The organism is Polyangium spumosum, assembly GCF_009649845.1.
Taxonomy (GTDB): domain Bacteria; phylum Myxococcota_A; class Polyangia; order Polyangiales; family Polyangiaceae; genus Polyangium; species Polyangium spumosum.
This window is the reverse complement of record NZ_WJIE01000003.1, coordinates 203,708-224,212: the sequence shown is the minus strand read 5'-3', so window position 1 is coordinate 224,212 and position 20,505 is coordinate 203,708. Positions and strand designations below refer to the sequence as shown.

Sequence of the window (20,505 nt, the reverse complement as noted above, 5' to 3'; positions counted from 1 at the left end):
CCTCCACCCCCTCGCGGTTCCGCTGCCCTGGATCCGCGCCCCTCCCGAGGCCTGCGCGTCGCTCCGTCTACTCTCTGCCCGAAGCCCCCCGGGCGGCAACAAGAAAGGCTTGACACCCGCCCTCGCGCCGCCGTGCTCCTTGACCACGCGCCTCGCGCGGCCGCCATCCGCCCTCGTTACATCCCTCGGGTCCGGGTCGCCCGTCTGGACGTGCAGGGTCCGACCTGCACAGCCCTCGTGGCCCGCAGCGTGCACCGGGACGCACCAAAGGCGAGGCTCGTTCCCGGCAACGCGCCTCGATCCATAGCTGAGGAGGAAGCAATGACCACCGGACGAATCGTGGCGGCCGTGCTCGCTTTCGCCGCTCTGGGAGCGCCGACGTTGGCTCACGCGCAGAACAACCAGGGAGGCATGCCTCCTGCCGATGAACCCGTCATCCAGAGGGTCCCGCGGCCGCAGTCGTTCTCCGTGGAAGGCGGCGCCGGTGTCGTCGGCTTCCTCGGCGGCGTCGGCAGCCTCGGCGTCGGCTGGAACGTGCGTATCACGGGCGCGATCAACGATCGCTGGGCCCTCGAGGGCAACTACCTCGGCAGCGCCAACACCCGCGCCGACACGCGCGACTCGCTCGTGATGACCTCCCTCGACGCGGGCCTCCGCTACAACCTCGCCGCCGCCAACGCTCTGCCGCTGCAGCCCTTCGTCGTCGGCGGCGTCGGTTACGCCGGCTTCGCGGGCAACTACGGCGACGCCTTCACGCTCGTCGTGCCCGTCGGCGTGGGCGCCGACCGCTTGCTCACCGAGAACATCAAGGTCGGCGCGCGCTTCAACTACCGCCCGGCGTTCTTCGACAACCTGGGCTCGCCCATCACGCCTGCCGGCGACGAGCCCGGCGCCGACACCTGGAGCCTCCTGGCGCAGGTCGGCGGCGGCTTCTGAGCGCCTGAACGACCAAGAGGCGGACCCCGCGGGCGTCCGCCTCATTTCGTCCAGGACGCACGTCCCGTCGACGCCACGATCCGCCGCGCGAGCGCGCGAACGGTCAGCGGCGCCGAGCCCTCCACTTTGTTGTTCACCAGCACCATGAGGCTCCGCCCCTCGTGGGCGCAGCGCTTCGCGACCTCGACGACGTCGCCGCGGCTCTCCTCGTCGGGGGAGACGATCTTGTCGAACGGCGCGCAGATCCGCCTCCTCTCTTCGTATCGCTCGCCGGGCCGGATGGACAGTCGGCACACGACGAGCGGCGCCGTGAGGATCTTCGGCACGGCGAGCTGACGGCCGATCGTGGGCATTCGCTCCCAGAGCCCGAGCACGTGGGTCACCCCGTGTCGCGCGAGCGCGTCGAGGTACGCCCTCGAGAGCAGCTCCGGGTTGCGGAGCTCCACCGCGTAACGAAACGATCGTGGCGCCTCTTCGAAGAACCGATCGAGCCGCTCGGCGAGCTCCGCGGGATCCATCCGCTCCTCGGCGCGTATCGGCGAAAGCACGAGGAGCAACACGCCCACGTTCCGGGAGAAGCTCCGCTCGATCGGCGCGAGCACGTGGTCTTCGAACGCGCGTGGATCGAGGAACGAGCGGGAGCGCTCGCCCGTGTGTGGATCCCGCCGCGCCACGATACCGCTCCACACCTTCATGGCGCAGCCGTACCCGTCGGGCAGATCGTCGCGGTACCGCGCGAGCTCCTCGCTGCGCAGCGGCGCGTAGTAGCTCCGATCGATCCCCACCGTGCGGAAGAGCGGGTTCTGTGCATAGAGGTGGAGCCCGCGGGTCGTGATCTCGCGCTCGGCGATCTCGCGCGGGTAGAAAATTCCGCGCCACCCGGGAAACGTCCAGGTGGACGTCCCGAGGCGGACCTCGGGCGCGAGCTCTCGTGCGAGCGCGCGGTCTGCATCGATCTCGGGGAGCTCGGGCTCTGCCCTCCCCGAGAACAACACGAGCTGCTTCATCGTAACCACCTTGGGCTGGGCGAGCCGCGACGAACCTAGCACGTGATGGTTGTTCCGTCTCGCCGCGGACAAACCCCAGGGTTTGGCGGTGGATTTCAGGTGTGCCGCGCTACGTTCGTATGTAGCTTCTACGGTTCGGCGCCGCCTGACGTGGGCATCGTGCTTTGGTGAACGGACTGTGTTGACTCGTGATAGGGGTGGCATGGTAGCTGCTACCCGCGCGTGCGCGAACGGTCACTTGCAGAGCATGTTGAGACACGTCGCGAGTAACCACGGTTGGACAGACGGCACTCGACGTCGACGTCGGGACCGGCTAGCCTTTCTAGGCCGACGGTCGGCCGCCTTCGAGGTCCCGATGTCGATTGTCAAGACCATCACACCGGCTCCGCCCATGGAAGCCGACTTCGCCACGAGCCGATACAGGATGATCATGGCGGCTCGGTTTACGGTAGGCGGCTTTGCGCGGGAGTGGGGTCACTGCCACCTGCTCGCCAACTATCTCGCCCGTTACGTGAGCGCGAACGAGGGTGACCCCGAGCGTCATGCGACGCTGCTTTCGACGTTCATCAACGAGCTGCTCGAGGTCATCTATCGCAACCACGCGCCCGAGGGGCAGATCGACCTCATCTTCCGCAAGCGAGGCCGGCACGTGGTCCTGCAGCTCACGCTCCCGGTCACCGAGCAGAATCGAGTGTTTTACCGTATGGCCGTGCAGATCGTGAATCAACCCGATCTGAAGAGCTGGTATCGCGCCAGGCTCGAGGAGCCGGCGGAGGGCGAGGATACGATGCTCGGTTTGCTCGAGCTTGCTGCCGTGTACACCTGCACCCTCACCATATCCGAGCCGCCGGGGCAGGACAGGTTGAGCCTCTTCCTCGAGCTGCCCGAGGTGGACGAAATGGGGGAGGTATGAGCAACTCCATCGCTCCCGCGTCTTCTGGTACGCCTTCCTCAGGGGTCCCTCCTTCATGTATGCCCGTGGCGCTCAACATGCGCCTGACGGGCAACGAGGAGCAGGAGGTGACCCTCACGGGGACGCTCCGCCCGTTCGTCGCCGAGGAGATGGCCTCGGTCCGGAGCTCGCTCGAGCAGGCCGCGCGGAGCGCGCGGGGCACGTTGTGCGTGAACTTGAAGCGCCTCAAGTACATGAACAACGTCGCGTTCCTCGAGCTGAACCGCTTCGTGCGGTGGGTGGCTCACGCGCGCCCCGACCTGCGCATCAAGTTCGTCCTTTCGAGCGTCATACCCTGGGCCATACGGAAGTTCCAGGTCATCGCCGAGCTCTATCCGGCCGTCACGATCGAGGTCTATGACAAGGCCCTCTATCCGACCCAGCCGGTGCTCGAGGACGACGAGTTCATCAACGTCCTCCGGATGCAGGAGAAGCTCATCTGGAACCACGAGCAGGACATCCTCGTGCAGCACGGCTTGCGGCCGGGGCTCCGGGTGGCGGACATCTGCTGTGGCCTCGGCTGCTTCGACATCTTCATCCAGCGTGACTTCCGGCCCGAGTATCTCGTCGGGGTCGATCATTCGAGGCCTCTCCTCCGGTATGCCCGTCAGGTGGTATCGGATTACGGCCTGGAGAACATCGAGTATCAATACGGCGACGCCGCGGCGCTCCTCCTCGCGGACAACTCGTTCGACTTCGTGGCTTGCCGGCTATCGCTCCAGATCTTCCACCAGCCCGAGAAGATCCTCCACGAGCTCGTGCGGATATGCCGCCCCGGCGGTCGTATCTACATCACGAACGAGATGCTTTCCTGTATGGTGGGATACCCGAATGAGGAGGTCATCCAGCAGGGGTACAAGAGCTTCCTCCAGGTGAGCCGTCAGGGCGGCGTCGACCTCGACATGGGCCCGAAGGGTCGGTTCCTCCTCCAGGGCGCGGGGCTCGAGGACATCAAGATCAGCCAGATCAACGTCAGCAACACGAACTCCGATCCGAACGACCTCGCGCGCGTGGTCGAGCTCTGGATCCGCGTCGCCTGGCAGTTTGGCGCGGCGGCTGGCGCCGATCCTTCGCTGCACGCCGACGTCGAGAAGGGCCTGCGGGCCCACATGGAGACCATCCTCAGCGACCGCGGTTACGCGGTATGGCCCATCATCGCGGCGTCCGGGCGCAAGCCGTTCCGGACCAGTTGAACCCATGCGCCAAGCGCCTGGCGGGGTCGGCGGATCGATCGCCCAGGCGAACGTCGCCCGGGAAAGGACGCATGTTTCGTGTGGATCCCGGAACGCAGACGGTCTAACGTCGCAAATCTGCCGGAAGCCCCGTGGGCGTTGCCAGGAGATAGGTAGACGTGTCGTCAGACGCTCGTGAGAGTCTCAGGGGAGCGGGAGCCAGCGGCCTGCTCGCGAGATTCAAGAAATTCAACACCAAGTTTCTTCTGGTCACGGGCGTCAGCGTTCTGCTCGGCGCGATCCTCAACATGCTCGTCGCCCGGCAGGGCATCCACAAGCTGAGCCTCGAGGCGACCCGCGAGATCGAGGCGGGCCTCAATATCGCCTACCGCGAGTCGCTGACGAACCACCTCGTCGACACGAGCCAGCACGTCAACTCGAGCTTCCAGCACGCCATCGCCGACATCGAGGTCGTCTCCGACATCGCCCAGACCGTCGCGGATCGGGGCGAGGACATGAACGGCATTCACGCGACGATCTCGGGGATGCCGTATTTCAAGGATCGGTTCACGTTCACGCCTGCGTTTCAGCGGAAGGACAAGGACGGCAAGGAGCAGCCCGCGGGCGGCTGGCTCCAGAACGACGCTGCCGAGCCCGCGGTCATCTCGGCCTGGGGGTACATGCAGAAGGACGGCGCGATCGTGCCCGAGGCGCAGGCGGCGATCGAGAGGTCGGCGTACCTCGACCTCATCATGCCGGCCTTCACGCGGCATGGCGCGCCGAAGCTCCAGATCTACATGGTCGGGCCGCCGGCGCTGCCCTTCGTTCGCCTCGCCCCGTACGCCGACCTCGGCAAGGTCTTCGACGAGCTCTACCCGGGCCATAACGCGACGAACTTCTACGAGTTCTTTTATGCCGGCCTGGTCCCGAGCTGGGAGACGTGGATCAAGGAGCCGGGAGGCGTCAAGGCTCGCAAGAACTACGTGACGATCTTCCCGCCGTACATGGATGCCGGCGGCGGCGGCCTGATCATGACGATCTTCCACCCGGTGTGGTCGAAGGATCGGACGGGCATCGAGGGCGCGTTTGGGGTCGATCTCACGCTGGAGACGCTGATTACGTACATCAAGGACGTGAAGCTCGCGGAGACGGGCTTCGCGTTCCTCGCGCAGGCGAACGGCAACGTCGTCGCGGTGAACGACGAGGGCGTGAAGAAGCTCGGGCTGAAGACGAAGGCCGACAAGCAGGGCCTCGAGCTCTTGCAGCGGTTCTTGAAGGACAGCACCGAGCCCCAGGTCGCGGCGATCGCGCTCCCGAGCGACGGCGCGGTGCACTACCGCGAGGACGTGCAGATCGGCGGCCAGCCGCACATCATGGTGCTGAAGCAGCTCACGACGTTCCAGACGCTGGCGGACGGGAAAATCGCGCCGGAGAACTGGACGCTCGGCTTCGTGGTGCCGAAGAAGGAGATCTACGCGTCTCTGTTCAAGGCGCAGGACGCGATCGAGACGAGCCGGACGAGCATCGTGGCGAGCCAGGCGTTCGTCTCATTTGGCTCGATCCTCGTGCTCATGGCGGGCGTCTTCCTCGTCTCGCGGAAGATGACGGGCACCTTGGTGGCGCTCTCCGAGGGCGCGACGCGTATGCGCCAGGGCGACTACGCCGTGCGCGTGCATGTGACGAGCGAGGACGAGATCGGCCAGCTCACGGGGGCCTTCAACGAGATGGCCGCCGAGATCCAGGCGCACACGAACAACCTCGAGCAGCTCGTCAAGGCGCGCACGGGTGAGCTCGAGGATGCGAACAAGGAGATCATGAGCCTCAACGCCCAGCTCGCGCAGGAGAACCTGCGGCTCGGCGCGGAGCTCAACGTGGCGCGGCAGCTCCAGCTCATGGTGCTCCCGCCCGCGCAGGAGCTGCAGGAGATCAAGGACCTCGACATCGCGGGGTACATGTCGCCTGCGGACGAGGTCGGCGGTGATTATTACGATGTGCTCCGCGGCAACGGCGTCATCAAGATCGGCATCGGCGACGTGACCGGGCACGGCCTCGAGAGCGGCGTGCTCATGTTGATGGTGCAGACCGCGGTCCGTACGCTGCTCGCCAGCAACGAGACGGATCCGATGCGGTTCCTCGGCATCGTCAACAAGGTCATCTACCAGAACATCCAGCGCATCAGCTCGGACAAGAACCTCACGCTATCGCTGATGGACTACAGCGACGGCAAGCTCCGGCTCACGGGTCAGCACGAAGAGGTCATCGTCGTGCGGGTTTCGGGCGAGCTCGAGCGCGTGGACACGACCGGGCTCGGGCTGCCGGTGGGCATGGACGAGGACATCACCGAGTTCCTCGCCAACATGGAGATCGCGCTGGAGTCGGGGGACGTCGTCGTTCTCTTCACGGACGGGGTGACGGAGGCGGAGCGCACCGACACGGCGCAGTATGGCGTCGAGCGGCTATGCGAGGTCATCGCTCAGCACCACAAGAAGACGTCGCAGGAGATCAAGGACGCGATCATCGAAGACCTGATGAGCCACATCGGTACGAACAAGGTCTACGATGACATCACCGTGTTGGTCATCAAGAGGCTATGACGCGTAGGAGACCGGCAACACTATGAGTGAGATCATTGGCGTCTATTCGCTGGACGACTCGTTCAGCGAGCACATGTCGTTGACCCTGTACCCGGATTCGTTCGCGGTGCGGTGGAGCCTCTGCAACCTCACGGCGAACTTCATGGCGGAGTACTTCGCCGAGCTTTTTCCGGACGCGGACAACGACGGGAAGCTCATCAGCCGGGCGGAGGTGAGCGGCGCGGTGAGCTACGTGCTCAACGAGCTCGTGGAGAACGCCGTCAAGTTCAACCGCAGCGGTGACATCAACGTCACGGTCGGGATTGGCAAGGAAGACCTGGTGTGCCTGGTGAGCAACCACATCGCCAACGGCGAGGTCCCTCCGTTGCGGGAGAAGCTCCTCGAGCTCTCGCGTGAGGATCCGGGTGAGCTCTTGCGTCGCCAGGCCGAGGCCAACGCGGAGGACGTCGAGGCGACGGGCTCCGGGCTCGGGTATCTCATCATCATGAGCGATTACGGCGTGAGCCTGGGGTGGAAGCTCGATCCGGTCTCAGCGCAGAACACTTGCATCAGGACGATGGCGCGGCTGCCCATCTTGAAGGAAAGGGCTAGAATGGAAATCAAAGGTGGTAACTATCGAGTCTGGTACGATCCCGCGGAGGTCACGGTCTACTTCGAGGGTATCCTGCGCCTCGGCGGGCCGCAGGAATACCAGCCGATCGAGGATCTCCTCGAGAAGGTCCTCCTGGGGAACGCGAAGTCGATCACGATCGACATGCGCACCCTGAACTTCCTGAACAGCTCTGGCATCAACGTGCTCTACAAGTTCGCCATCGCCATGCGGAAGAAGGGTGACGTGCAGCTCGTCGTCCGGGGCTCGAAGGCGATCCCGTGGCAGGGCAAGTCGCTCCCGAACCTGAAGAAGTTCAACCAGAACTTCGAGATGATCTTCTGTGACTGATAGGAGAGGGGAACGAAGGGCGCCCGTGGCGGAGGATTTCTTCGAACGATGACCGCATCGAAGGACAGCTCGTCGGATCCGGTGGCCGAAGCTCGGTCGGAGCAGACGGATCTCGAAGCCGTCAAGGCGCTCCTATCGGATGACGCTGCTTGCAAGGCTTTGCTCGCGCGCGAGGGTGGGGCTCTGGAGCTCCTCGCTCGGTGTCGAGGGCTCGTCTTGCATAACGAGCGTATGCAGGCCGACATGGACGAGATGTCCGTGGTGCACGAGCTCACGCTCGAGCATGCGACACGTATCGAGAACGAGCTCGAGCTTCAGAACCGGATCGTGAGCGAGGACCTCGAGGTCGCCCGAGGCATCCAGCAGGCGCTCTTGCCAGATTCGTCGACGCTCTCCGCGGACCTGGAAATCGCCATTTACCACAAGCAGCTCGCGGAGGTTGGAGGGGACTACTACGACTTTTCCCAGCTACCCGGGGAACGCTTTGCGGTCAGCGTGTTCGACATCTCGGGGCACGGGGTGTCGGCGGCGCTCATCATGGCCTTCTTGAAGTCGCAGATCGAGAATGCGACGCGGCGCTCCGATAGCCCGAGCGCGATCGTGGATTGGGTCAACCGTGCGTCGTATGCCTTCCTCCGCGGAGTGAGGCGTTACGCCACGGTGAACTTCGTCGTGTTCAGCGATCGGTTCATCCGGTACGTATCCGGCGGCGGTTACGGACTTCTGGTCCGGCACGGGATGCAGCGAACGTTCAACAGGGTGGGCAATTACATCGGTTTGAGGACCAAGCCGTTTCGTGAGTTCGAGCTGCCGTTCGAGCAGGGAGACGTCCTGGCGCTATACACGGACGGTATGGTCGAGGCTTTAGATGCAGAGGGAAAGGGTTATACCGTGCAACGTCTCAACGACATCATCGCGCGGCATAGCGAAGAGCCCGTCCAGGATATCCTGAAAAGATGTGTAGACGATTACACAGCCTTCAGGGCCGAGGACATCGACGACATCACGCTCCTCATCATGCGAAGGTGCGCTAAATGAGCGCCGGGGGCAACCGGACGCAGACGGCGGTTGGAGCGTCGATTTCCATCGCGCCGCTCGATCACGTCGCCGGAGACGTGGCAGGCCTGCTCGGGAACTTTCTCTTCGACCTCCTGGGGATGTTCTACCCGCGGCAGATCTGCTCGAAGGCGAACGTGGTCGTCATCGAGCTGGTCACCAACGTGATGGAGCACTGCTCGATCCGCGACGGCGCATTGCGCGTCGACCTCAAGATCGACGGCGACGAGCTCATGATCACCGTGGCGAATCCCGCCACGGAAGACGAGTTCAAAGCCGTGCAGGAACGCTTCACCGTCATCGCCAACGCCGAGGACCCGCGGAAGCTGCTCGCGGACACGGTCTATCGCCGGCGTATCGACAAGGCGAAGGGAGGCCTCGGCCTCATGCGGCTCACCGCGGAGAGCAAGTTCAAGCTCACGGCTGAGTACGAGCAGGGGTTCCTCGTTGTCAAAGCGCTATTCCCGATGAGAGGTTTCGCATGAAGGTCCTCACCTACGGTGAAATCATGGACGGCGGCCTGAGCGTGTTCCACTCGGTCGCGAAGCTCGATGATCATCACCTGATCCTGACGTTCGAGGGCGTCATCCGGGTGGACAACCCCTACCGCTACCTCCACACGTACCTCGAGGAGCTCGCGAAGGTCCTCCCCCGGCAATCCGTCACCGAGACGACGATGGACTTCGTCAAGATGCGCTTCTGCAACTCGAACGGGTTCTACGTCATCATGGATATCGTCGACGCGGTCTACAACCTCGTCCCCGGCCGCGTCACCGTGCGCCGTATCGCCGATGACGACTGGCAATGCGAGACCTTGCCCATCCTGCTCAACCTGAGCGAGGAGCACATTGCCGCGAGGACGACCTTCGAGGACGTCAAAGCGCCCTGACGGAGCGCCCAGACCGCCCCGCTCGTTCGTCACGCCCGGGCCTCCGGCCCACGCCCGAAATTCGCCGCGCCCGCGCCGAATTCCTTTGATTCCATTCCAGTCCGGACCGTCCACGCGCGCGCCTTCGCGGGCTCGCGGAATCGCCCCAGCGCGAGATCCGTACTACCCTAGAAGAGCATTTGAACCAGACGAACGACGTCGAGAAGGCATTGGACCGGTCGAAGCCCGCGCCGCCCGATGCGTGGAAACGATACGCGGTCGCCGTGCTCGCGGCTGCGATCGGGCTCGTCGTGCGATGGTCGCTGAGGCCGCTCCTCGGCGATTCGAACCCTTTCATCCTGCTCTTTCCCGCCGTCGTCGTGAGCGGTTGGTATGGCGGATTTCGCGCCGGTATCCTCACCACGCTCCTCGGGGCCGCCGGGGTGTTCGCGTTTTTCCTGAATATCCAATCCGTGGACCACGGCGGCGAGACGGAGTGGTTCAGCGGCGTGCTCGTCTTTTTCATGATGGGCACGCTCATCAGCTGGGTCACGCACCAGCGGAACGTCGCCATCAACCACCTCCGTGAGGCCCACGAGAGCGAGCGCCGAGCGCGGCTCGACGCCGAAGAGCTCATGGCGCGCGAGGAGTCCCTCCGGAGCCAGGCCGAGGCGGCGAACCGCGCCAAAGACGAATTTCTGGCAATGCTGGGGCACGAGCTGCGCAACCCGCTCGCCCCGATGGTCACGGCGCTCGAGCTGATCCGGATGCGCAGCGGCGGCCATCTCGGCCGCCCGGAGCAGGTGATCGAGCGGCAAGTGCATCACCTCGGCCGGATGGTCGACGATCTGCTCGACGTCTCGCGCGTCGCGCGGGGCCTCATTTCGCTCTCGAAGCGCCCGACCGAGCTCGAGCCGATCATCACGCGAGCGCTCGAGATGGCGAGCCCGCTGCTCGAGAAGCGCCGCCACCACGTGAGCGTGAACGTGCCCCGGAGCGCGCTCTGCGTGGACGCCGATCCCGACCGGCTGGCGCAGGTCTTCGCCAACCTGCTCACGAACGCGGCGAAGTACACCGATCCCGGCGGGCGCGTCGAGGTCTCGGCCGAGCGGCGCGGCGACACGATCGTGGCCACGGTGCGCGACACGGGCGTGGGCATGTCGAAGGAGCTGCTCGCGCGCGTCTTCGAGCCGTTCGTGCAAGGCGCGCAGAGCATGGAGCGGAGCGCGGGCGGGCTCGGCATCGGCCTGACGCTCGTCAAGAGCCTGGTGTCGCTGCACGGCGGCGAGGTGTCGGCGTACAGCGACGGCGCGGGCCGCGGCAGCACGATCGAGGTGCGGCTGCCCGCGTGCGAGCAGGCGGCGCTCGGCGAGGCGGAGCCGGCGCGAGCGGCGGCCGAGGCGTGCCCTGCGCATCGGGTGCTGGTCGTCGACGACAACGAGGACGCGGCGACGCTCCTGGCGGAGATGATCCGCGCGCAAGGCTGGCCCGTGGCCGTGGCGTTCGACGGGCCGCAGGCCCTGGCCATGATCGAGTCGTTCGCGCCGGACGTGGCGGTGCTCGACATCGGGCTGCCCGTGATGGACGGCTACGAGCTCGCCGCGCGGATCCGCGAGCGGCTCGGGCCACGAGCGCCGCGGCTCCTCGCGGTGACGGGTTACGGGCAGGAGGAGGATCGCAAACAGGCGAGCGAGGCGGGCTTCGAGCACCACCTCGTCAAGCCGGTCAGCGTCGACGAGCTCCTCGCTGCGATGGCTCCGAGGAACGGGGGTTGATGAACTACGTTGCGCGCCACAGTGGATTCGAACCACTGGCCTTCGGCTCCGGAGGCCGACGCTCTATCCAGCTGAGCTAGTGGCGCACGCCGCGTCTCGGACGCGGGGCCAGCAACCTAGCGGGAAGTTTGCCCCTGCGCAAGTCCTTCGAGCATCGAAGCGCGGAGAGGCCGTCGGGGTCGGTTTTTGGGGGCGGGCCGCAAAGTTGGCCCTCTCGGCCGACATCCGGCATCCGGGCCTCATGGATGCACGCAAGCGGCTCTCTCTCCTGGCCCTCGGGGTGCTCGCGCTCGCCGGGTGCAAAGGCAAGAGCTCCCCCGAGGGCATCGTCAGCCTGTCTGCGCCTGCGGAGCAGGTCGCGCTCGATCCGGCGACGGTGCCCAGGGAGGGCGGCCCCCGCATCGGCGCCGTGGAGATGGCGGCGATCATCTACACGAAGCCGGATCGGAGGTCGCCGAAGCTCGGCTACCTGCGCGCGGGCGCGACCGCGGTTCGCGGCGAGAAGCCCGCCGCGTTCGACGACTGCCAGGGCGGCTATTACCGCGTGCTGCCGGCCGGATACATCTGCGCCGAGGGCAGCGCGACGATCGACATGAAGCACCCGATCCTGCGGGCGCTCACGCGGCGGCCGGACCTCTCGAAGCCCATGCCGTATCCTTACGCGTTCGTACGAGCGATCGCGCCGAACTACTACCGGCCCCCGAAGAAGGCAGAGCAGTTCCAGTACGAGATGCGCCTCAAGGAGCACCTGCGCAGCTACAAGCGCCTCAAGAAGAAGTGGGACGCGATCGAGGTCGGCGCGAACGACGTGCCGCTCGACGCCGAGGGCAACGCGATCGGCGATCCCCCGAGCGAGCCGCCGGAGCTCTCGGATCCGGAGCTCTTCGGCGGCGACGGGAGCGACGCGATCCCCTGGTTCTTCCAGGGCGGCCGCAAGATCCCGAACATCAGCTCGTTCAAGGTCCCGGACTACGCGATCATCACGAACCGGGTCGCTCGGCACGCGGGGCTCGCGCTCATCGGCACGTTCGTCGGCGACAACGATCGGCGCTTCGCGATGACCACGGACGCGCGCCTCGTGCCGACCTCGAAGCTCAAGCCCGCGCGTGGATCGACGTTCCACGGCGTCGACATGACGAAGGGCTGGGAGCTGCCGCTCGCGTTCGTGCGCGTGACGGGCGCGTACAAGTACGACACGAGCGAGCGCTCGCTGAAGAAGGCAGGCAAGCTCGCGTTCCACGTGCCGATCCAGCTCACGGGCAAGAGCACGCGGATCGGCAAGACGCGCCTCGTCGAGGCCAAGGACGGGTCGTGGCTCAAGGACAGCGACGTGGCGATCGCGGTCAAACCGTCGGAGCTGCCGAGCTTCGCGGCGAAGACGAAGAAGTGGATCGACATCTCGATCCTGAGCCAGATCCTCATCCTCTACGAGGGGACGAAGCCCGTGTACGCGACGGCGGTGGCGACGGGGCGCGACGGGCTCGGGGATCCGAAGAAGACGTACTCGACCGTGCGCGGCACCTTCAAGATCCGCGAGAAGCACGTCACGACCACGATGGACTCGCACGAGGTCGGCAACAAGTTCGAGCTGCGCGACGTGCCGTGGGTGCAGTACTTCGAGGCGGGTTACGCGCTCCACGCGGCGCCGTGGCACGACGAGTACGGCAAGCCCCGGAGCCACGGCTGCATCAACCTCTCGCCGATCGACGCGCGCCGCGTCTTCATGTGGACCGATCCGCCGCTCCCGACGGACTGGCACGGCGTGCAGGCGAGCGAAAACACGGGCGAAGGCACCGTGGTGCACATCCATCCCTGAGAGGGTGTTCCACAGGCTGCTGCGCGGCGCGATGCGTCGGTCGGACTCGCTCAGCGTACAAAGTACGCCTCGCTCGCCCTCCCTAGCCTCGCGCCGCTCGCGACGCCTGTAGAACACCCTCTGAGAGAAACCGCGCGCGAGGCGCTCTCCGCCTTCAGGGTTTGACGGCGGAGAGCGTCCAGTGCCGATCGCTCGTCATCCGCACCGCGGACGCGGGGATCCCGAGCGGCGCGACGAGCGCGACGACCTCGGCCACGGTGAGCGCCGCGGCGAGGGAGGCGCGGAAGAGGGATCGTTGGTGCTCAAACGAAGGCAAAGCAGCGGGATCGGCCGGGGGCGCGCCGCCGTGGAGCGCGACGAGGTGATCGATCTCGGCTTCGCTGTCGGGCCGGTGCAGGTCGCGCACGAAGAGCACGCCGCCGCGCGAGGTCACGCGCCACATCTCCGCGAGGACCGCCGCGGGCTCGGGGATGTGGTGGACGATCGAGTTCGAGAGGACGGCGCCGAAGGAGCCGTCCGGCCAGGGCAGGGCCTTCGCGTCGATCTTCGCGACGGTCACGCGTGACGCGAGCCCGGCGCGCGTGATGTTCTCCTGCGCGAGGGCGAGCATGTGGTCGGCGAGATCGATCGCCACGACCTCGGCGCCCTCCGCGAGCCTGCAGAGCTCGATGGGGATCCGCGCCGTTCCCGTGCCGACGTCGAGCACGCGCCCGGGGCTCGGCAGGACCGCGAGCACGTCCTCGCAGAACGCGCGGTTCACCGCGGCGTGGTCCATAGCGTCGTAGTCACGGGCCTCCTCGGGCGTGTCCATGACCTCGGGTTCGAGGACGCGCAGCAGCATGCCTTCGCCTCTTTCGTTTGAGTGCAAACGAGTTTATCCGTCCAGACCGAGCGCGTCCTGGAACGTCGCTCCTTGCGCCAGGAGCCCCGGCAGTCCGCCCGTGTGCACGAACAGGATCCGCTTGCCGGCGAGCGGGCCTTTGGCCCCCGCGAGGTCCATCAGCGCCGAGAACGCCTTGCCCGTGTAGACCGGGTCGAGCACCATCCCGGACAGACCCGCGACGCTCGTGATGAGGCGGCGCTGCTCGGGCGTGCTCACCGCGTAGGCCGGGCCCTTGTGGGCGTCGTCGACCGTCACGCGCGTGGGCTCGGGCAGGCGCGGGTCGAGCGCGCGCGCCTCCCGCACGATGCCCTCGATCCGCGCCTGGAACGTCGGCGCGTCGTCACACACCGCCACGGCCACGACCTCGCTCGCGACCCCGTACAGCGCCGCGCCGAGCGCCGCGCCCGCCGCCGTGCCGCCCGATCCACACGCGACCACGATCGCGTCGAACGCCTTGCCGCCGCCGAGCCCGAGATCGAGCTGCCTGCGCACCTCGCCCATGGCCTCGACGTACCCGAGCGCGCCGAGCCCGTTCGAGCCTCCCTCGGGGATCACGTAGGGCTTGTGCCCCTCGCGGCGCAGCTCCTCGGCGGCCGCGTCGAGGATGCGCTCGCGATCCCGGTACTGCTCGGGCGAGATGAGCCGGATCTCCGCGCCGGCGAGGCGGTCGATCAGCACGTTGCCCTCGAGCGGCGCGCGGGTCGGGTCGAGCGACGGATCGTTCGACCTCAAGAAGAGCACCGCCCGCAGGCCGAGCGAGGCGGCCGCGAGCGCGGTCGCGCGGGCGTGGTTCGATTGCAGGCCCCCGCAGGTGATCACGGTGTCCGACTCGAGCGAGAGGGCCGCGCCGAGCAAGAACTCGAGCTTGCGGATCTTGTTGCCCGCCTCGGCGCCGCCCGTCATGTCGTCGCGCTTGACCCAGAGGTCGATGCCCGTCGCGACGGCGAGCCTGCGCGGGCGCTGGAGGGGGGTCGGCAGGTGAGCGAGCGGGAGGCGCTTTCGAAGAGTCATTCGATCTCGACGAGCTTGGCACCCCCCTCGACGGTGGCGCCAGCGGACACGTAGACCTTCTTCACCCGACCGTCGCGGGTGGACGCGAGCTCGTTCTCCATCTTCATCGCTTCGACCACGACGAGCGGCCGCCCCGCGTGCACCTCGTCGCCCTCGGCCACGAGGACCTTGAGCACGCGCCCGGGCATCGGCGACGTGATGAGCCCCTCGCCGCCGCCGCTCTTGCCGCCCTGCACGCTCGAGAGCGCGCGCAGCCGTTCGTTCTCGACGCGCGCGTAAAACCGCCGCGAGGACGTCACGACGCCGACCTCGGGCGGCGTGCCCTCCATCCAGAGCTCGACCGAGCGCCCGCCGATGTCGAGGTGCACCGCGCCCTGGTGGTCGTAGGCGTCGATCTCGATCGTTCGTCCCTCGACCTCGGCGCGGATCTCGCCCGAGGGCAGCACGGTCAGATCGACGGGGACCTCGCGTCCGGAGGGGAACTTGACGAAGTAACGCATGGATCTCAGTTGGGCTTCGGCACCAGAGCGCAGCGGCCCTCGTGACACACGCAGGGGTTCGCGTCGACGCTCTTGCAATCGAGCATCGTGGAGCAGACCGTGTCCGGCGTGCGCGGCTTCGCGTGGGCGACGGCGACACACGCGTGCGCATGGCAAGGCTCCGAGGGCGCGCACTCGGCGTCCTTCGTGCACGGGTCCTCGCTCACCACGGGCGCGGGCAGGCCGCAGGTGATCGGGCCCGCGGCGGGAGGCGGCTCGTTCGTGGCGGGCTCGGTCGACGCGGGCTCTTTTGCGCCGGGCTCGCTCGACCCCGGCCCCTCGGCAGCGGAGCCGGCGCACGCGGCCAGTACGAGCACGAGCGCCGCGCAGGACCATCGCAGAGTTTGCATGGGGCCGGAGCTTAGGCGAAGAGCTCTCACCGTGAAAGGTTCCGCTTTTGTCCGTCCGTCCCTCGCTCCCTTCACGTGCCTCTCGGATGTACTAAGGTCGGCCCCGTGTTTACCCAGGAGCCGCTTCTCGTCGGGCGCCCGATCACCCTCGCCGATCTCGAGGACGTGAGCCGTCGCGGCCGCCCCGTCGCCCTTTGCCCCGAGGCCCGCGCGTGTATCCTCGCCTCGCGCCGCGCCGTCGACGCCATCGCCGAGGCTGGCGACGCCGCCCCCGCCGTCTACGGCATCAACACCGGCTTCGGCGCGCTCGCCGAGACGCGTATCGCCGAGCGCGACGTCATCGCCCTGCAGAAGAACCTCGTGCGCAGCCACGCGTGTGGCGTCGGCCCGGACCTCGGCGAGCCCGAGGTCCGCGCCATGATGGTCCTGCGCGCGCAGGTCGTCGCGCTCGGCCACTCCGGCGTGCGCGTCGAGGTCGTCGATCTGCTCCTCGCCATGCTCAACGCCGGCGTCGCGCCGCGTATCCCTTCGCAAGGATCCGTCGGCGCCTCGGGCGACCTCGCGCCGCTCGCGCACCTCGCGCTCACGCTCATGGGCGAGGGCGAGGCCTCCTTCCGCGGCGAGCGCATGTCGAGCGCCGAGGCCCTCGCGCGCGCCGCTCTCCGCCCTGTCGTCCTCGCCGCGAAGGAGGGCCTCGCGCTCATCAACGGCACGCAGTACATGGCCGCCGTCGGCGCGCTCGCCGTGCGTGACGCGCTCGATCTCTGCGCGATCGCCGACGTCGCCGGCGCGATGAGCCTCGAGGCGAACAAGGGCTCGAAGCGCCCCTTCGACGAGCGCCTCATGGCCGTCCGCCCGCACCCCGGTCAGGCCTCCTGCGCCACGAACCTGCGCGCCATGCTCGGCGACAGCGAGATCATGCAGAGCCACGACGGCTGCCCGCGCGTGCAGGACGCCTACTCGCTCCGCTGCATGCCGCAGGTGCACGGCGCCTCGCGGGACGCGCTCGGCTGGGCGGCCGACGTCCTCACGCGCGAGATCAACAGCGTCACCGACAACCCCACCGTCTTCCTCCGCGAGGACGGCGGCGCCGACCTGCTCTCCGGCGGCAACTTCCATGGCCAGCCGCTCGCGCTCGCGCTCGACCTCGCGGCCATGGCCACGGCCGAGCTCGCCAACATCAGCGAGCGCCGCGTCGAGCAGCTCGTCAACCCCGCGCTCTCGAGTGGCCTCACCCCGTTCCTCGCGCCGCAGAGTGGCCTGCACTCGGGCTTCATGATCGCCCAGGTCACGAGCGCCTCGCTCGTCAGCGAGAACAAGGTCCTCTGCCACCCCGCGAGCGTCGACTCGATCCCGTCGAGCGCCGGCCGCGAGGATCACGTCAGCATGGGCAGCGTGAGCGCCCGCAAGCTCGCGCAGGTCATCGAGAACGTCCGCACCTCGCTCGCGATCGAGATCCTCACGGCCGCCCAGGGCATCGATCAGCGCCGCCCCCTCCGCTCCTCGGCCGCCGTCGAGCGAGCGCACGCGACCGTACGCGCCGTCTCCCCCACGCTCGACGAGGACCGCCCGCTCTACCGCGACATCGCCGCTGTCCGCGACATCGTCCTCTCGGGCGCCCTCCGCCGCGCCGTCGAAGAGGTGACGGGGCCGCTCCGGTAAAAGCCCCGGCTCGCCATTTCGACACGGATCCGATACATTCGTTCAGGTGATCTCCGGGCGTGAAGACCCTTTTCCTGCGGCGGCCGTGCGCGACCTCATCGGCATCGTGCGGGCAATGTATGCGGCCGCCAAACTCGCGGGGGCGGGGCGCGTCGAGCTCGAGCGCATCGAGCGGGTCGGGCGGGACCTCGCGTCGGCGCTCGCCCTCGCGCAGCGGAGCGGGCCGAACACGATCGGCGCCGCGGCCGCGTGGAGGCGGGCCGAGGAGGCCGCCCTGCGCGCGGGCGACCTCGTCGACGCGCTCACGCCGGCCGAGCCGCTCATGCGCGCGGCGCGCGCGCGTATCGCGGGCAAGGCCGTGACCGAGGGGAAAAAGAAGGCAAGCGCGCGGTGAGTTCGCCCGCGGCGGAGCTCTGATATCCTCGCGGCTTCTCCCGAGGGACCCCTGGACCAAGCGATGCCCCGTTCGCCGCACGACATCGGCGAGGCCGTGATCGGCCCGCGCGCCGAGCTCTCCCTCGCCGCCGTCCGCTCCGACCTGCCCACGCTCGTGATGGGCATCCTCCTCGCGTCCGCGGGCGTCTTCGTCCTCGCGCTGTTCCTCTCCGGGCGTCGCGAAAGGTCGAACCTCGCGTACGGCCTGCTCGCGCTCTCGCTCGGCATCTACCTCCCCGCGGCCGCGCCCATCCGCGGCTTGCTCTTCGACGCGCCGATCGTCTGGGTGCACGTCGAGCTCGTTTGCCTCTACCTCGCGCCGATCTTCCTCGCGTCGTACTTCGAGCACGTCTTCGGCCCGGGCCGCTTCCGCTTGCTCCGCCACCTGCAGTGGGCGCATGGCGCGTACTTCCTCGGCGCGGCGCTGCTCGTCGCGACGGGGCTCGTGCCCGTACAGCGGACGCTCCTGCCGTTTGGGGTCCTCCTGCTCGGCACGATGGTGGTCATGAGCGCGCGCGCCGTCCTCGCTGCGGCGCGTGGCAACCTCGACGCCCGCATCTTCACCGTCGGGTTCCTCCTGGCGGCGGCGGCTGCCGTGCACGACGTGCTCGAGGAGATCGGCCTCGTCCCGCGTGGCGACGTCTCGCTCGGGCACGTCGGCCTCTTCGCCTTCACCCTCTCGCTCGGCGTCATCCTCGCGCGCCGCTTCTTCGAGGCGCACGACCGCATGGGCCGCTCCTTGCGAGTCCTCGAGCTCAGCCTCGCCTCGGCGCAGGCCCCCGATCGTGGTGGCCTCTCGCGTGTCGTGCTCGACGAGATCATCCGCCTGCTCGGCGCCCGCGCCGCGTTGCTCTTCGTCACGCGTGAGGGAGGCGCCGTCGCCGGGGCCGAGCTCGAGGTCGCGGCGGGCAGCGAGGCTGGCGGCGCGGAGACCCCGCTCGCCTCGGTGATCGCCGGCTTCGCGCCCGTCCTCGACGACCTCGTCGAAGAGGTCCGCCTCCGCCGCGAGGCGCGCGTGTGGAAGCACATCGAAGGCACGCGCCGCAGCGCCATGGCTGCGCCGCTCCGCGTCCGTGACGAGCTGCTCGGCGTCCTCTACCTCGAGAGCGACGCGTCGCGCCGGCCCTTCGACGCGGCCGACCTCTCGCTCCTCAACGCCCTCGGCGAGAAGCTCTCCATCAACATCGTCTCCACGCGCGCCGTCCGCGCCGAGCTCGAGAGCGCGCTCCACCAGAAGCGTATCGCCGAGCAGGCCGTGCTCCTCGAGGCTGCGTCGCGCCTCGCGTCGGGCGACATCAAGACCCCGATCCCCGTCGACGAGAAGAGCGAGTTCGCCGACCTCGCGCGTGGCCTCGACCAGATGCGCCGCGACGTGCAGCAGAAGATCCGCACCATCGAGGCCAAGAAGGCCGAGGTCGAGGTCCTGAACGAGGAGCTCCGCCGCAAGATCCAGCAGCACACGACGAGCCTCCTCTCCTCGCTGCGCACCGACGTCGACGTCGACGAGGACGACCTCGTCACGAGCGCGCCGAGCTTCGAGGTCGGCGCGCTCATCGCCGAGCGTTACCGCGTGATCGAGGAGATCGGCCAGGGCGCGATGGGCGTCGTCTACGAGGTCGAGCGTGTCCGCGACGCGCGCCGCTTCGCCATGAAGGTGCTCACGAGCCGCAGCGACAAGCTCGCCATGGCGCGTTTCGTGCGCGAGGCGCAGATCCTCTCCCGCCTCGACCACCCGAACCTCGCCTCGATCACCGACGTCGACGTCACGCCCGAGGGCCTGCTCTACCTCGTGATGGAGCTCTGCGAGGGCAAGCCGCTCCACCGCTGCAAGGAGCGCCATCGCGACGTCGCCTGGTGCCTCTCCGTGCTCCGGCAGATGGCGGCGGGCCTCGCCGCCGTGCACGCGCAGGGCGTGATCCACCGGGACCTCAAGCCTGGCAACGTCATGGTCTCCGCGGACGCCGAGGGTCATGCGCAGGTCAAGCTCGTCGACTTCGGCATCTCCACGCTCACGGGCGAGCACGGTCCCGAGCGCCCGCCCGTCTCCGAGCGAGGTCGCGACCTCGACACGCCGCCGTCCACGCGCCGCAGCCTCCCGCCGCCGCCGCAGGAGGTCACGCGGACGGGCATCCTCGTCGGCACGCCGACCTACATGGGCCCTGAGCTCGCGCAGGGCTCACGCCACTGGAAGGCGCACTCCGACGTCTTCAGCCTCGGGGTCATCGCCTACGAGATCCTGACGGGCAAGCGCCCCTTCAACGTGCCGCCGATCTTCGTCGGCATGCAGGGCCAAACCCTCCCGCGCCCCGCGGGCCTTCGCCGCGTCGAGGGATTGCAGGGCGGGCTCGCGCTGATGTTCGAGCGCTGCATGGATCCGGATCCAGCGGCGCGGCCGACGGCGCAGGAGGTCGCGGAGATGATCGGGCAGTATGGGGTCAGGTGACGGGGGGCCTTCCTCGACCCCATGGGGTGGTTGACGCAGCCGGAACGCCGAGACTAGGACCACATC

Annotated in this window: 18 protein-coding genes and 1 tRNA gene; 13 read left to right on the top strand and 6 right to left on the bottom strand. The window is 67.8% G+C overall.

What is annotated here, in order from left to right; genetic code table 11:
• Window positions 1-321 precede the first annotated feature (321 nt).
• Window positions 322-936 (top strand): outer membrane beta-barrel protein, encoded by a 615-nt coding sequence (locus tag GF068_RS10935; RefSeq protein WP_153819318.1) that lies wholly within the window; start codon window positions 322-324, stop codon window positions 934-936.
• 41 nt (window positions 937-977) lie between these two features.
• On the opposite strand, the gene GF068_RS10930 is transcribed toward GF068_RS10935, so the two are convergent.
• Window positions 978-1,943: a DUF72 domain-containing protein gene (locus GF068_RS10930; RefSeq protein ID WP_170319422.1), complete on the bottom strand. Its 966-nt coding sequence runs from the start codon at window positions 1,941-1,943 to the stop codon at window positions 978-980.
• A gap of 430 nt (window positions 1,944-2,373) precedes the next feature.
• Between GF068_RS10930 and GF068_RS10925 the strand changes: the two genes are divergently transcribed.
• The 8 genes from GF068_RS10925 to GF068_RS10890 all read left to right on the top strand — a co-directional run bounded on the left by GF068_RS10925 (window position 2,374) and on the right by GF068_RS10890 (window position 11,300).
• Complete coding sequence (locus tag GF068_RS10925; RefSeq protein WP_153819316.1) at window positions 2,374-2,856, top strand: hypothetical protein; 483 nt, start codon at window positions 2,374-2,376, stop codon at window positions 2,854-2,856.
• A gap of 59 nt (window positions 2,857-2,915) precedes the next feature.
• Complete coding sequence (locus tag GF068_RS10920) at window positions 2,916-4,088, top strand: class I SAM-dependent methyltransferase (RefSeq protein ID WP_153819315.1); 1,173 nt, start codon at window positions 2,916-2,918, stop codon at window positions 4,086-4,088.
• Window positions 4,089-4,246: 158 nt separating this feature from the next.
• Complete coding sequence (locus GF068_RS10915; RefSeq protein ID WP_338046319.1) at window positions 4,247-6,661, top strand: SpoIIE family protein phosphatase; 2,415 nt, start codon at window positions 4,247-4,249, stop codon at window positions 6,659-6,661.
• Window positions 6,662-6,683: 22 nt separating this feature from the next.
• Complete coding sequence (locus GF068_RS10910; RefSeq protein ID WP_136928627.1) at window positions 6,684-7,601, top strand: slr1658 superfamily regulator; 918 nt, start codon at window positions 6,684-6,686, stop codon at window positions 7,599-7,601.
• Between the two features lie 243 nt (window positions 7,602-7,844).
• Entirely contained in the window at window positions 7,845-8,639 is a 795-nt protein-coding gene (locus GF068_RS10905; protein ID WP_240806827.1) for a PP2C family protein-serine/threonine phosphatase, read from the top strand.
• A complete protein-coding gene (locus tag GF068_RS10900; protein ID WP_153819313.1) occupies window positions 8,636-9,142 on the top strand; it encodes an ATP-binding protein in 507 nt (168 codons plus the stop codon). Before GF068_RS10905 ends, GF068_RS10900 begins: the two co-directional genes overlap by 4 nt.
• The gene (locus GF068_RS10895) at window positions 9,139-9,546 is read left to right on the top strand and encodes a hypothetical protein (RefSeq protein ID WP_153819312.1); all 408 of its coding nucleotides are present in this window, start codon (window positions 9,139-9,141) and stop codon (window positions 9,544-9,546) included. Before GF068_RS10900 ends, GF068_RS10895 begins: the two co-directional genes overlap by 4 nt.
• A gap of 179 nt (window positions 9,547-9,725) precedes the next feature.
• A complete protein-coding gene (locus tag GF068_RS10890; protein WP_153819311.1) occupies window positions 9,726-11,300 on the top strand; it encodes an ATP-binding response regulator in 1,575 nt (524 codons plus the stop codon).
• 12 nt (window positions 11,301-11,312) lie between these two features.
• Here the strand turns inward: GF068_RS10890 and GF068_RS10885 are convergent.
• Window positions 11,313-11,386: transfer RNA gene (locus GF068_RS10885), tRNA-Arg, on the bottom strand.
• 155 nt (window positions 11,387-11,541) lie between these two features.
• On the opposite strand from GF068_RS10885, the gene GF068_RS10880 reads away from it, so the two are divergent.
• A complete protein-coding gene (locus GF068_RS10880; RefSeq protein WP_153819310.1) occupies window positions 11,542-13,116 on the top strand; it encodes a L,D-transpeptidase in 1,575 nt (524 codons plus the stop codon).
• Window positions 13,117-13,270: 154 nt separating this feature from the next.
• On the opposite strand, the gene GF068_RS10875 is transcribed toward GF068_RS10880, so the two are convergent.
• From GF068_RS10875 to GF068_RS43485, 4 genes are read right to left on the bottom strand one after another with little or no spacing between them, the layout of a single operon-like run.
• Window positions 13,271-13,957 (bottom strand): class I SAM-dependent methyltransferase, encoded by a 687-nt coding sequence (locus GF068_RS10875; RefSeq protein WP_153819309.1) that lies wholly within the window; start codon window positions 13,955-13,957, stop codon window positions 13,271-13,273.
• A 33-nt stretch (window positions 13,958-13,990) separates the two neighbouring features.
• Window positions 13,991-15,010, bottom strand: a complete 1,020-nt coding sequence (locus GF068_RS10870; protein WP_153819308.1) for a pyridoxal-phosphate dependent enzyme — start codon at window positions 15,008-15,010, stop codon at window positions 13,991-13,993.
• Window positions 15,007-15,510, bottom strand: a complete 504-nt coding sequence (locus GF068_RS43490; RefSeq protein ID WP_170319421.1) for an acyl-CoA carboxylase biotin carboxyl carrier protein subunit — start codon at window positions 15,508-15,510, stop codon at window positions 15,007-15,009. Before GF068_RS43490 ends, GF068_RS10870 begins: the two co-directional genes overlap by 4 nt.
• Window positions 15,511-15,515: 5 nt before the next feature.
• Window positions 15,516-15,899 (bottom strand): hypothetical protein, encoded by a 384-nt coding sequence (locus tag GF068_RS43485; RefSeq protein WP_170319420.1) that lies wholly within the window; start codon window positions 15,897-15,899, stop codon window positions 15,516-15,518.
• A gap of 105 nt (window positions 15,900-16,004) precedes the next feature.
• Here GF068_RS43485 and hutH point away from each other — a divergent pair, with 105 nt between their 5' ends.
• The 3 genes from hutH to GF068_RS10850 all read left to right on the top strand — a co-directional run bounded on the left by hutH (window position 16,005) and on the right by GF068_RS10850 (window position 20,439).
• Window positions 16,005-17,561: a histidine ammonia-lyase gene (hutH, locus tag GF068_RS10860; RefSeq protein WP_338046318.1), complete on the top strand. Its 1,557-nt coding sequence runs from the start codon at window positions 16,005-16,007 to the stop codon at window positions 17,559-17,561.
• Between the two features lie 46 nt (window positions 17,562-17,607).
• Window positions 17,608-17,955 carry a hypothetical protein gene (locus tag GF068_RS10855; RefSeq protein WP_338046317.1) on the top strand — a complete coding sequence of 116 codons (348 nt, stop codon included), beginning with the start codon at window positions 17,608-17,610 and terminating at the stop codon, window positions 17,953-17,955.
• Window positions 17,956-18,018: 63 nt separating this feature from the next.
• Complete coding sequence (locus tag GF068_RS10850; RefSeq protein ID WP_153819306.1) at window positions 18,019-20,439, top strand: protein kinase domain-containing protein; 2,421 nt, start codon at window positions 18,019-18,021, stop codon at window positions 20,437-20,439.
• Window positions 20,440-20,505: the final 66 nt, after the last annotated feature.